The 12,502-nt window shown below is 72.0% G+C and carries 11 protein-coding genes; 6 read left to right on the top strand and 5 right to left on the bottom strand.

Going from position 1 to position 12,502, the window contains the following annotated elements:
• The first annotated feature begins 95 nt into the window (after nucleotides 1–95).
• Both ACFT32_RS31745 and mgtA read left to right on the top strand, forming a co-directional pair.
• Nucleotides 96–443 (top strand): ArsR/SmtB family transcription factor, encoded by a 348-nt coding sequence (locus ACFT32_RS31745; RefSeq protein ID WP_382496682.1) that lies wholly within the window; start codon nucleotides 96–98, stop codon nucleotides 441–443.
• The gene (mgtA, locus tag ACFT32_RS31750) at nucleotides 433–2,925 is read left to right on the top strand and encodes a magnesium-translocating P-type ATPase (RefSeq protein ID WP_382496164.1); all 2,493 of its coding nucleotides are present in this window, start codon (nucleotides 433–435) and stop codon (nucleotides 2,923–2,925) included. Before ACFT32_RS31745 ends, mgtA begins: the two co-directional genes overlap by 11 nt.
• Here the strand turns inward: mgtA and ACFT32_RS31755 are convergent.
• A complete protein-coding gene (locus tag ACFT32_RS31755) occupies nucleotides 2,916–4,463 on the bottom strand; it encodes an LCP family protein (protein WP_382496166.1) in 1,548 nt (515 codons plus the stop codon). The genes mgtA and ACFT32_RS31755 overlap by 10 nt on opposite strands.
• Before the next feature lie 77 nt (nucleotides 4,464–4,540).
• Here ACFT32_RS31755 and tatA point away from each other — a divergent pair, with 77 nt between their 5' ends.
• Nucleotides 4,541–4,801, top strand: a complete 261-nt coding sequence (gene tatA, locus ACFT32_RS31760; protein WP_382496168.1) for a Sec-independent protein translocase subunit TatA — start codon at nucleotides 4,541–4,543, stop codon at nucleotides 4,799–4,801.
• Here tatA and ACFT32_RS31765 read toward each other — a convergent pair.
• The 3 genes from ACFT32_RS31765 to ACFT32_RS31775 form a co-directional block, all read right to left on the bottom strand.
• Complete coding sequence (locus tag ACFT32_RS31765; protein WP_382496170.1) at nucleotides 4,758–6,014, bottom strand: cytochrome P450; 1,257 nt, start codon at nucleotides 6,012–6,014, stop codon at nucleotides 4,758–4,760. The two genes, tatA and ACFT32_RS31765, sit on opposite strands and share 44 nt — an antisense overlap.
• Before the next feature lie 144 nt (nucleotides 6,015–6,158).
• Complete coding sequence (locus ACFT32_RS31770) at nucleotides 6,159–6,617, bottom strand: DUF6114 domain-containing protein (protein WP_382496172.1); 459 nt, start codon at nucleotides 6,615–6,617, stop codon at nucleotides 6,159–6,161.
• The gene (locus ACFT32_RS31775; protein ID WP_382496174.1) at nucleotides 6,617–7,288 is read right to left on the bottom strand and encodes a DUF6230 family protein; all 672 of its coding nucleotides are present in this window, start codon (nucleotides 7,286–7,288) and stop codon (nucleotides 6,617–6,619) included. Before ACFT32_RS31775 ends, ACFT32_RS31770 begins: the two co-directional genes overlap by 1 nt.
• A 636-nt stretch (nucleotides 7,289–7,924) precedes the next feature.
• Between ACFT32_RS31775 and ACFT32_RS31780 the strand changes: the two genes are divergently transcribed.
• Nucleotides 7,925–8,566 carry a Tat pathway signal sequence domain protein gene (locus ACFT32_RS31780; RefSeq protein WP_382496176.1) on the top strand — a complete coding sequence of 214 codons (642 nt, stop codon included), beginning with the start codon at nucleotides 7,925–7,927 and terminating at the stop codon, nucleotides 8,564–8,566.
• Nucleotides 8,567–8,584: 18 nt separating this feature from the next.
• Here ACFT32_RS31780 and ACFT32_RS31785 read toward each other — a convergent pair whose 3' ends face one another.
• On the bottom strand, nucleotides 8,585–9,433 hold the full coding sequence (locus ACFT32_RS31785; protein ID WP_382496178.1) for a lytic polysaccharide monooxygenase: 849 nt from the start codon (nucleotides 9,431–9,433) through the stop codon (nucleotides 8,585–8,587).
• 354 nt (nucleotides 9,434–9,787) lie between these two features.
• Here ACFT32_RS31785 and ACFT32_RS31790 point away from each other — a divergent pair, with 354 nt between their 5' ends.
• Together ACFT32_RS31790 and ACFT32_RS31795 are read left to right on the top strand one after the other, a co-directional pair.
• Nucleotides 9,788–11,587, top strand: coding sequence for a S8 family serine peptidase (locus ACFT32_RS31790; protein WP_382496179.1), 1,800 nt, complete (start codon nucleotides 9,788–9,790; stop codon nucleotides 11,585–11,587).
• Nucleotides 11,588–11,844: 257 nt separating this feature from the next.
• A complete protein-coding gene (locus tag ACFT32_RS31795) occupies nucleotides 11,845–12,492 on the top strand; it encodes a ScbR family autoregulator-binding transcription factor (protein ID WP_382496181.1) in 648 nt (215 codons plus the stop codon).
• The last annotated feature ends 10 nt before the right edge of the window (nucleotides 12,493–12,502 follow it).

Here is a 12,502-nt window from a genome sequence, read left to right on the forward strand (position 1 = left end):
GGAACAGCCTTCCGAGGCGGGTGGCGCGGGCCGCCTAAACTGGTGCGGCTCACGGGACGACGGACGCGACGGACACGACGTAAGGGGCGGTGACGGTGGCGGCAGCCGGCAGTGGCTTCGAGGACCCGTCCGCCGACGTACTCGCCGAGGCGGCCGCGGCCTTCGGGCTGCTGGCCTCGCCCGCCCGGCTGCACATCGTCTGGGCGCTGGCCCAGGGCGAGAGCGACGTGACCGGGCTCGCGGAGCGGGTCGGCGGGGCGCTGCCCGCGGTCAGCCAGCACCTCACCAAGCTGAAGCTGGCCGGCCTGGTCCGCTCCCGCCGTGAGGGCCGACGGCAGGTGTACTACGTCGACGACCCGGACATCGTCGACGTCGTACGGCTCCTGGTGGGCCGGCTCACCGACCGCGCGGCACCGGCGCGCCGCCGGCTCCATGGCCTCTGAGACCGCCGAGGGCACCACCCTGGAGGTGCTGCGGCGGCTGGAGTCGGGGCCCCGAGGACTGACCGAGGCCGAGGCCGCGGCGAGGCTGATCACCTGCGGCGAGAACACCCTGCCGGAGGCGCGCACACCGTCCTGGCCCCTCCGCTGCGCGCACGCCCTGCGCGACCCCTTCACCGCCGTACTGCTCTGCCTCGGCCTGGTGTCCGTCGCCATAGCGTCCTGGGGCACCGGGGTGGTCATCCTCGCCCTGGTCGTGGTGAGCTGCGTGCTGCGCGCGACCGGGGAGCACCGGGCCGACCGGTCCATGTCCGCCCTGCGCGATCTGGTCGCCGGCACGGCCGCGGTGCTCCGCCGCACCGACGGCCGGGAGCCGCCGGAGCCCCGGGAGGTCCCGGTCGCCGAACTGGTCCCCGGCGACGTGATCCGCCTCGGCCCGGGAGACCTGGTCCCGGCGGACGTACGCCTGCTGCGGGCGCGGGGGCTCACGGTGCACCAGGGCGTCGTGACCGGGGAGTCGGCGCCGGTGGACAAGAAGACGGCGGACGGGACGGGCGAGTCCCTCCTGTGTTTCCAGGGCAGCACCGTCGCCTCGGGCACCGCCACCGCCGTCGTGGTCGCCACCGGCACCGGGACCCGGTTCGCCGCCGCGCACCGGCAGCCGGCCGCGCGCCGGGAGGGCGGGGCCTTCGACCGGTCCGTGCACGGGATCTCCTGGGTGCTGATCCGGTTCATGCTGCTGACCCCGCCCCTGGTGCTGATGGCCAACGCGGCGCTGCGCGGACGCGGCCTGGAGACCCTGCCCTTCGCCGTCGCGGTCGCCGTCGGTCTGACGCCCGAGATGCTGCCGGTGATCGTCACCACCTGTCTGGCCCGGGGCGCCGCCCTCCTGGCCCGCACGCACGGCGTCATCGTGAAACGGCTGCCCGCGCTGCACGACCTGGGCGCCGTCGACGTGCTGTGCGTCGACAAGACCGGCACGCTCACCGAGGACCGGCCGGTCGTCGCTCGGTCCCTCGACCCGGCGGGCCGGGACGACCCGGAGGTGCTGCGCTGGGCCGCCGTCGGCGCCTGGTGGACCCTCCAGCTCGCCGAACTGCCCGCCCCCGACGCCCTCGACGAGGCCCTGCTGGAGGCGGCCGGACCGGTGGGCGAGGAGTACGACGGGGTGGACGCCGTGCCGTTCGACCCGGTACGGCGGATCTCGACTGCGGTGGTACGCGGCTCCCTCGGACGGCACACCGTCGTCGTCACCGGTGCCGTCGAGGCCGTACTGGAACGCTGCGTGACCGAGCCCGGCGAGCGCGACCGGCTGCTCGCCCTCGCCGCCCGGGAGGCGGACACCGGGCTGCGGGTGCTGGCCCTCGCCACGGCCGACCGCCCCGCCGGCGTGAAACCGTCGGCCGATCCCCGGGGCCTGACCTTCCGGGGCCTGGTGACCTTCCGGGACACCCTCGCCCCGACCGCCGCCGAGGCACTGCGCGGCCTGGCCGACCGCGGCGTCACCGTCAAGGTCCTCACCGGCGACCACCCGGCCACGGCGGCCCGGGCCTGCCGGGAACTCGGCCTGGATCCCGGGCGGGTACGGACCGCCTCGGACCTGGCGGACTCCGAAGCCGCCGGGGCGACCGTGGTCGCCCGCTGCACCCCTCAGGACAAGGCCCGCCTCGTCGCCGTCCTGCGAGCCGCCGGGCACACCGTCGGGTTCCTCGGGGACGGGGTCAACGACGTGGCCGCGCTGCGCGCCGCCGATGTCGGGCTCGCGCCCCGCTCCGCCGTAGGCGTGGCCCGGGAGAGCGCCGATGTCGTCCTCGCCGAGAAGGACCTCACGGCGATCGGCCACGCGATCACGGCCGGCCGGCACGCGAGCGGCAACATCGCCTCGTACCTGCGCGTCACGCTCTCCTCCAACCTGGGCAACGTGGTCGCCATGCTCGCCGCGGGCCTGCTGCTGCCCTTCCTGCCGATGCTCCCGGCCCAGGTGCTCGCGCAGAACCTGTGCTTCGACGCGGCCCAGCTCGCCTTCGCCCACGACCGTCCCGGCACGGCGGCGCTGCGCGGCCCGGCCGTGCTGCGGCCGCGCTCCTTCCTCCGGTTCGTCACCGGCTTCGGCCTGCTCAACGCGCTCGCCGACCTCGCCACCTTCGCCGTTCTCGCCCTCGCGCTGAACGGCCCCGACGCCGTGGACGACGAGGCCGTGTTCCACTCCGCCTGGTTCACCGAGAACCTGCTCACCCAGGCCCTGGTGATGCTGCTCCTGCGCAGCGGCCGGCGCGCCGAGGGGAGCCGGGTGCCCGGCCCGGTCGGCCTGGCGGCGGCCGGCCTCGCCGCCGTCGGCCTGCTGCTGCCGCCGAGCCCCCTCGGCACGGCCCTCGGCATGACGGCCCTGCCCGCCGCGTACTACCTGCTGCCCGCCGTGGTGCTCGGCCTGTACGCCCTGGCCCTGACGGCGGCCAGGGCCGGGCAGCGGCGGCGTCAGCCGTAGGTGAGGTCCGAGCAGGGGTTGTCGTCCGCCGAACGGGCCCCGTCGGCGACCTCGGAGGGTACGGCGGCCGGAGCCGGGGACGCGGACGAGGTCGCCGCCGGGCTGTCGGCGTACGACCGCCCCAGCACGACCTTGATCCCGCTGCCGGTCACCGGCCGGAGCTCGGCGCCGGGGAAGGCCGCCGCGACGGTCCTGGCCCGGTCCTCGAGGCCGGGGCCGTACTCGACCAGTGTGGTCGTGTGGTCCTGGGCGGACGCCGTCGCCGTACCCGTGACGGTGAAGCCGTCCGCGGTGAGGGCCTCGGCGGCGCGTGCGGCCAGTCCGGGGACCGCGGTTCCGTTGTAGACGGCGACGTCGATGCCGTCCCCGGAGACCGGCGCGGGGGATGCGGAGGCGGACGGAGTGTCCGCCGTGGGGCTGGAACCAGACTCTCCGGTTTTCTTTCCGCCGGCGTCCTGGCCGTCGATCGTGCGGTCGGCCTTGAGCGCGGCCCACAGGGCGTCGGCGTCCGGCTGCACGATCGCCACCCGGGAACCCTCGTAGCGCCAGGGCAGGGTGACGAACTTCGTGTTGTGCAGGTCGATGTCCTTCAGGGACATCGCGAAGGAGATCAGCTTGTCGGCGGAGCCGAGGCCGGGGTCGACGGTCAGCGACTCGGTCGCGGCGTCGGCCAGCGGCAACAGCCGCGTCGGGGTGAGTCCCTTGCTCTTCACCTCCTTCAGCAGACCGGCCACGAACGCCTGCTGCCGCTTGATCCGGCCTATATCGCTGCCGTCGCCTATGCCGTGCCGGATCCGGACGTAGTCCAGCGCCCGCTGTCCCGACACGGTCTGCTCGCCCTGGTGGAACAGCAGCTTGCCGGGGGCGGTGAGGTGCGGGTCGAGGTCGTTCTCGTGCACGTCCTGCGGCAGGCACACCCGCACTCCGCCCACCACCTCCGTCAGCCGTGCGAAGCCCTTGAAGTCGACGACGACGGTGTGGTCGACGCGCAGCCCGGTGAGCTGTTCGACGGTGTTCTGGGTGCAGGCGGGGTTGCCCTTGGCGGTCTGCCCGACCGAGTACGCGGCGTTGAACATCGTGTCCGGCTGCGCCTTCGTCCAGCTGCCGTCGGGCAGTCTGCAGGACGGGACGGTGACCAGGGTGTCGCGCGGGATGGAGACGGCGAGGGCGTGCCGGTGGTCGGCGTAGACGTGCAGCAGGAACGCGGTGTCGGAGCGGCCCACGTCGTCCTTGTCGCCGCCGCCCAGCGCGCTGTTGCCGCCGGTGCGCGTGTCGGAGCCGATGACCAGGATGTTCTCGCCCTTCGACGAGCCGGCCGCGGGGCGGTTGTCGGAGAGGCCGCCGGAGTCGAAGGTGCTGATGTCGCCGTCCAGCTTCAGATACAGCCAGCCGGCACCGCCCGCGGCGAGCACGAGCAGGGCCAGACAGACCAGGAGGGCGACGCGTGGGCCGCGGCGGCGACCGCGCCGCCGCCTCTGATCCCGGGGCGCGGCCCGGTGCCGCGGTGGCTCTGTCCTCCGAATGCTGCTGACCGTCATCGGCGTCCGCTTGCCTCTCGCCCGGGGGTTGTACAGTTGCGCAATGTAGCAACTGTTGAAGAGAGGGAGGGCATGACGTGCTGCGCAACGGACTGGAGCCCTGGCATCTGCTGATCGTGGGGATCGTCGTGATCGTTCTGTTCGGCTCGAAGAAGCTGCCGGACACGGCGCGTTCACTCGGCCGCTCGATGCGGATCCTCAAGAGCGAGGCGAAGGCACTGAAGGAGGAGGGCGCCGCGGAACCGGCCTCCGGAGAGCCGGACCTGCGGGATCCGGCGCCCTCCGCGGAGCCCGTCAGCCCGTCAGAACCGGCAGCGTCCGATGGCCGTGCGAGATGAACGAGTCCACCGGCAGCAGTTCCTCGGCCGGTACGGCCAGGGTGAGGCCGGGGAACCGTTCGAACAGCGCCGGCAGGGCCACGCGCGCCTCCAGCCGGCCGAGCGGGGCGCCCAGGCAGTGGTGGACGCCGTACCCGAAGGCCAGATGATCCTTCGCGGCGCGGGTGACGTCGAAGACGGCGGCGTCCGGGCCGTGGTGCTCCGGGTCGCGTCCCGCGGCGGCGTACGAGGCGAGGATCGCCTCGCCCTTGCGGATCACCGCGCCGTCCGGGCCGCCCAGTTCACCGAGGGGCAGATCCTCGACGGCGTACCGCAGCGGCAGGCTGGCCACCGGTGCCTCGGCCCGCAGGGTCTCCTCGATCACATCGTCCCAGGAGGCGCGCCCGGCGCGGACGTGGGCGAGCTGGTCGGGGTGGGTGAGCAGCGCGTGGACGGCGTTGTCGAGCAGGTTGACCGTGGTCTCGTGACCGGCGCTGATCATCAGCATCAGCGTGTCGAGCAGCTCCTGCTCGCTGAGCCGGGTGCCGCTCTCCTCCTCGTGGGCCGCGATCAGCGCGGAGGTGAGGTCGTCGCCGGGTGCCGCCCGTTTCACGGCGACGAGCTCACCGAGGACGGCGTAGAACCGGGCGTAGATGTCGGCGACCTCGGCCGCGTCGGCCGAGGTGTGGAAGACGCCGTCCACCACGACCCGCAGCTCGTCCCCCAGCTCCTCGGGCAGCCCGAGGAGCTCGCCGATGACCTGGATGGGCAGCGGGTAGCAGAACTCCTCCCGCAGATCGACCGCGTGGCCGTCCGCGCCGCCGCCGGCCCCGGCCTTGGCGACCCGGTCGAGCAGTGCCCCGGTGATCTCCTCGATCCGTGGCCGCAGCGCGTTGGTGCGGCGGCCGGTGAACGCCTTGGAGACAAGGGTGCGCAGCCGTTTGTGGTCGGTGCCGTAGGCAGTGAACATGTTCTGCACCGCGACCCAGGTGAACAGCGGCCAGTCCGGTGAGACCTCGCCGTCGATCCAGCGTCGCCAGTGCCGGCGCGGATCCTTCGACACCCGTGGGTCGGTGAGCAGCCGTTTGAGAAGCGGGGTGCTGCTGACCGCCCAGGCCGGGACGCCGTGGGGGAGTTCGACGGGGGTGACGGGGCCGCGCTCGCGGATCCGGGTCGCCTCGCCGTGGATGTCGCGGCCGGTCGGGTCGATCACAATCGGGTGGGTCTGATCCATCGGACTCTCCCTGGGCTGACGGCTGTTCGTGCGCCGCGCGCACGCCTCGTGGGCGGGGGCGCGGCACGTCCAGCCAAGTCGCCGCGGCCGGGCGACGCCAGGGGATGCCGGATCAGTGGCCTGAACAGGATCACCGGGCCTGATTCAGACGGTCTGGCCGGCCTCCCGCTCCAGGGGCCCCGCCACCGCCCGCGCGGCCTCGGCGGCCTTCCTGCGCTGCCGCCGGCTGACACGCGGCTCCTGGTCCGGGAGCCACCCGAAGGTGAGGCAGCTGCCGACGATGCCCAGGAGCATGCCCACGAAGAAGCCGCCCAGGTTCGAGGTCATCCAGGTCGCCAGGGAGACCAGCACCCCGATGACCGAGTAGAACAGGCGCTGGGAGGGATTGAAGAGGATCAGTACGCCGCACAGCAGCATCACGGCCGGAAACAGATAGCCGGCCAGACCCTGCATGCCGACGTGCAGGATGACGTCCAGCGACGCCTTCAGGGTGAGCAGGACCTCGGCACCGCCCAGGGTGAGCAGCAGCCCGCCCCAGAAGGGGCGGCCGGCCCGCCACCGGCGGAAGGCGGACCGGGACTTCCCGCGTGGTTCGCCGGGCATCAGCAGCCCGATTCGCTGAAGCCCAGCTTCAGCCCGGGCAGCTTGAACACACCGGCCGTCGTGGCGTAGTTGGTCTGCCGCAGGTTGGCGATGTGCACGGTGTCGGACTGCTGGCTGAACACGCCGATCGGTCCGCGGCCCAGATCCCCGGCCTTGTTGAGCTTGCTGGCGTCGTTGCCGATCTCGATGTTGGTGAAGGCCGCGTCGCCCGAGAGCTGGGTGGAGTCGGTGGTCAGGTCGGTGGCCCGGACCTTCTTCGTACCCTCACCCGCCCTGATGATCAGGTTCGTGCCGCCCAGGTCCACGCTCTGGCACAGCTTGGTGAGCGTCGCGTCCTTGATCACGGAGGTGACGACCAGGACCTGGCCACCGGTCTCACCCGCGTTGGGGCTGCCCTCGGCCATCTCGTCCAGACCGCCGAACTGTGCGAAGCCGTTGCCCTTCAGCTCGGTCGCGGTGACCGTGAAGGGCATACCGGAGATGGCGAACTGCACGCCCAGCGCCCCCTCGGCGGTGAGGACCGCGAGGCCCGCGGCGACCAGGGTGGCCGGCACCGCCATCACCGCGGCCCGGCGTGCCCGGACCCGCCCGCGGCGCGCGGGAACGTCACCGGCGTCCGCGGCGGCGGCGCCGTCCGGTCTTTCGGGGGTGTGCTCGGCGGAGGAGGTCATGTCTGCTCCAGGTGCGTGTCGGTGCGGATCGGACTTCGGTGGCACGTTGCCCTGGCGCGGACACCGACCGCGTACGTACGTCTCCCCGCAACTCCCGGCGGTTGCAAGGGCTTTCTCGTTACGCCGCAGTAGCCGACTCGGAAGTTACCGGGGGTTACATGAGCGGTCAAGGGAAGTGTGAACAAAGAGTGTTGAATGTGCGCCGCATGTGAGTCACCGTCGTTCGGAAACTCTCAAGGCGTGCACAACTCCCTTGATAAGTCTTGACGTTGACTGACCGCCAGGTCTACAACTCTCCTCGTCTCAACGGATCCGTGGCGCCGGATCCGCCGCGCGGCACCGTCCGCGAGCCCTCGGACCGCCCGTCCCGGACGGGCATCTCACCGCCCGGTGCGTCCGCACGGGCTTTCCATCGCCCGAGTCCGATCCTCCACGGCACGGCAGCTTCCTCTGGAGCCGCGCCACCAGCCACCCCCCGCCCGGCCCGGCCGGAGCCGCGTTCCCGTGCGTGCCTCCGGCCGGTGACCGGACCGCCGTTGCCGGTCCGTCACGTACGGAGAAGGCGTGACGGACCGGCGACGGCGGACGCCGACGCGCGTCCCCCCTCACCCTCGCTTCCGAAAGAGGTACACCCGCATGCGTACACGCACCCTGCTCGCCCTCACCGCCGCCGTCGCCGCCCTGGGCCTCGCCACCCCCGCCTCGGCCGCCGACACCCCGGTCCTGACCACGACCGACGGCGCGGCCGTCGCGGTCGGCGACGTCCTCGACGCGTCACTGGCGAGCGGTACCGCCGCCACCTTCTACTCCAGCGCGACCGGCACCAGCGGCATCTCGTGCACCTCGTCGGCGTTCTCCGCCAAGGTCACCGCCAACCCGGCCGCCCCGGGCACCGCCACCGAGTCCCTCGCCTCGCACACCTTCGACACCAGCGGCTGTACCACCAACGTCGTCGGTTCGCTCGGCGTCAGCGGCATCACCGTCGACAACCTGCCCTACACCACCAGCGTGTCCTCCGACGGCACCGTCTCCGTGACCCCGGGCGCGAGCTCCGCCATCCAGTCCACGGTCAAGCTGCGCACCCTGCTGGGCAGCATCACCTGCGTCTACCAGGCGCCGAGCCTGACCGGCACGGCGAGCAACGCCGACCACAGCATCTCCTTCACCAACCAGCAGTTCACGAAGGTCTCCGGTTCGTCGCTCTGCTTCAGCAACGCCTTCTTCACCGCCAAGTACGCCCCGGTGACGAAGGGCGGCGCGGCGATCAACGTCAACTGAGCGCTGGACAGCGGTAGTTCAGCGTCGCCGTAGTCGTACGGCCAGGGCGGCGCCGCCGGTGAGCAACAGCACCGCCGCGGCGCCGCCCGCCAGCATGGGCGTGGACGGGCCCGAGCCGGGGCCGGAGGTGGCGGCCACCGGGGTGTGCTCGGCCTGCGGCTGCGGGGCGGCGGTGCTCGCATCCCGTACCTCTTCCTTGCGCTCCTCCTCCTCCTTCTTCTTCTTCTTCTCCGGGAACACCACGTCCGAGCACGAGTAATAGGTGTCCGGCGTACTGCTGTTCTGCCACACCGTGTACAGCACGTGCCGCCCCGTCCGGTCGGACGGCAGGGTCGCCTCCAGGCGGTAGGCACCGTCCGTCAGGGCCGGGTCCGTCGCCTCCGCGAACGGCTTCTCGGGCAGGTCGGACCAGGACAGCGGCCCGGCCGGCTCGTAGCCCGGCTTCGTCAGGTACATCCGGAACGTGCCCGTGTGCGGGATCGTCGAGACGTACCGCATGGTCAGCGCCGCGCCGGGTTTCACCCGGGTCGACGGCCAGTCGGCGCGGGCGAGGTCGAGGCCCCGGTACTCGGGCAGTCCTCCGCTGCACAGCTTCCCGTCGGGGACGACCTGCCGGTCCCGGCCGTTCACGTTCGCCAGCCGCAGGTTGTCCCAGGCTGTGAAGGGCGCGCCGTTCGCGGCGACGGCCGCGCGGCACGCCGCCGAGCCGGCGCGATCGCCGCCCTCGGGGGAGCAGGCCACCACCCGGCTCACCGGGTCCGTCGGCGCACCGTGTGCCCCGGCCGGTCCGGCGGCCCACAGCGGCAGCAGCAGCGGGGTCACGAGGGCGGCCGCGAGTGCGGTGCGGTGTGCGGTCGTACGAGGCATCCCTCTGCGTCTCCTCGGCCGGGGCGGCAACGTCGGTAGTGCAGTACGGGAAACCGGCCCGGCGCGTTCACCGCGCACGGTGCGTTCGAAAAGGGGCCATTCGCGCCCAACTGCCCGCCATAGAGGGTGGGTTTCCGGCCGGATCGAGGGTTTCCCCCGTATCCCGATGACCTTCCCTTTGCCTATCGTTCGACCACAGCCGACCCACAGGCAACCCCGAACGGGTCCGCTCGCCTTCTCTGCGCCTGGCCGGCCATCGCGTCGCTTTTCGAACCACCCCCCTCCGCTTCGACGACGAAGCGACTCCACCGCCGCTCCGCCCAGCCCGGAGTCAGGCCACGAAAGGCAACGACCGTGCGTACCTCCCCAGAGCTCAGACGGAAGCTGATATCCGTCGCCGTCGTCTCCGCCGCGCTGCTGACCGCCGCCCCCGCCTCGGTCGCCGTCGCCCAGGAGTCCGCACCCCGCCCCGCCGCGGTCCCCACCGCGCAGACCGAGGCCGCCCCCGGCGCCCCGGCCGAGCGACTCATCGTCGGGTACAAGTCCGGTGCCTCCGAGGCCAAGTCGAACAAGGCCGCGGCGGCCGACGCCGAGGCCAAGGCCGAGAAGACGGGCGAGGAAGTCGACTTCCAGCGCCGCCTCGGCACGGGCGCCGCCCTCGTCGAGCTGGGCACCGACACCACCCGGGCGTCCGTCTCCGACGTCGTCGCCCAGTACGAGGCCGACCCGCAGGTCGCCTACGTCGTTCCGGACCGTCTGAACAAGCCGACGGCCGTCACCCCGAACGACACCGACTACGGCAAGCAGTGGGACCTGTTCGAGTCCACCGCGGGCATGAACGTCCCGGCCGCCTGGGACACCACCACCGGCAGCGGAGTCACCGTCGCCGTCATCGACACCGGCTATGTCACCCACTCCGACCTGGCCGCGAACATCGTCGGCGGCTATGACTTCATCTCCGACACCGCCGTCTCCGTCGACGGCAACGGCCGTGACAGCAACCCGGCCGACCCGGGCGACTGGTACAACGCCGACGAGTGCGGTCAGGGCATCCCGGCCTCCAGCTCCTCCTGGCACGGCACCCACGTCGCCGGCACCATCGCCGCCGCCACCAACAACGGCAAGGGCGTCGCCGGCATCGCCTACGGCGCGAAGATCTCCCCGGTCCGCGTCCTCGGCAAGTGCGGCGGCTACGACTCCGACATCATCGACGCGATCACCTGGGCCTCCGGCGGCACGGTCTCCGGCGTTCCCGCCAACACCAACGTCGCCAAGGTCATCAACATGAGCCTCGGCGGGGGCGGCGCCTGCTCCACCGCCACCCAGAGCGCCATCACCGGCGCCGTGAACCGGGGTACCTCGGTCGTCGTCGCGGCCGGCAACGAGAACCAGAACGTCTCCAACTCCTCCCCGGCGAACTGCAACAACGTCATCTCCGTCGCCGCGACCAACCGCGCGGGCAGCCGTGCCTCGTACTCCAACTACGGCTCGCTCGTCGACATCTCCGCCCCCGGCGGCGAGACCCGTACCTCCACCGCCAACGGCATCCTGTCCACGCTGAACTCCGGCACCAAGACGCCGTCGAGCGAGAACTACGCCTACTACCAGGGCACCAGCATGGCCACCCCGCACGTCGCGGGCCTCGCCGCGCTGCTGAAGTCGGCGAACTCCGCCCTCACCCCGGCGCAGATCGAGTCGGCCATCAAGGCCAACGCCCGTGCCCTGCCCGGCACCTGCTCCGGCGGCTGCGGCGCCGGCCTCGCGGACGCCGCCAAGACGGTCCAGGCCGTCAAGGGCGGTACGTCCACCGGTACGACCTTCTCCAGCACCACCGCCGTCGCCGTCCCGGACAACGGCGCGGCGATCGAGTCGCCGATCAGCGTCACCGGCCGCAGCGGCAACGCCCCCTCGGCCCTCCAGGTCGGCGTCGACATCACCCACACCTACCGCGGCGACCTCGTCATCGACCTCGTCGCGCCGGACGGTTCGACGTACCGCCTGAAGTCCGCCGCGTCGGACTCCGCCGACAACGTGAACACCACCTACACGGTGAACGCGTCGAGCGAGACCGCCAACGGCACCTGGAAGCTGCGCGTCCAGGACACCGCGGCGCAGGACACGGGCACGCTGAACAGCTGGAAGCTGACCTTCTGATTCGCGTTCACCAGCGGGCGGGTCGACCGGTGCGGATGGGGCACCGGCCGGCCCGCCTTTACGTCTGCCCGCACAACCCCCACAGTTAGATACCGAACGCGCTGTTTTCTTTCACCGGTCGCGATTGTTTTGCCGGATGTGCACCCGCACTCCGGCACACTGGTGTGATGAGCGCCGTCTGAGGGTGAGTTATCGTGTACGGGGGGTAAAAACAAACGGCATGACCCGTTCATTTCCGTCCCGGGAGAGTTCAGCCGATGGCGAGGCAGTTGCGAGCCGAGCAGACCCGCTCGACGATCATCACGGCCGCCGCTGACCTGTTCGACCGTCGCGGCTACGAATCGACCAGTCTCAGCGACATCGTGGAGCACGCTCAGGTCACCAAGGGTGCCCTGTATTTCCACTTCGCGGCGAAGGAGGATCTCGCCCACGCGATCCTCGAGATCCAGTCGCACACCGCCAACCGCCTGGCGACGGAGACCGACAACCGCGGCCACACCTCGCTGGAGGCGCTGATGCGCCTCACGTTCGGCATCACCCGCATGTCCGTCGAGGACCCGGTCCTGCGGGCCGGCCTGCGGCTCGCCACCGGCGGGATCCAGCCGCGGCCGCCGCTGAGTCACCCCTTCACGGAGTGGCTGGACATCGTCACCAGCCGGCTCGTCGGGGCGGTCAAGGAATCCGACGTCCACCCGGACATCGACGTCGATGTCGTGGCCCACTCCCTGGTGTGCTTCTTCGTCGGCACCCGGGTCGTGGGCCGCTCCCGCGAGCCCGTCGCGCGGCAGCCTCGCAGGACGGCCGAGATGTGGAACATACTCATCCGCAGCCTGGTCCCGGTGACCCGCCGCGCCCGCTATCTGAGTCTGGCGGCCCGCCTGGAACGGGAGATCGCGCCGGTCTGACCGGCCCGAC

This window comes from Streptomyces sp. NPDC057002 (genome assembly GCF_042673825.1).
Lineage (GTDB): Bacteria > Actinomycetota > Actinomycetes > Streptomycetales > Streptomycetaceae > Streptomyces.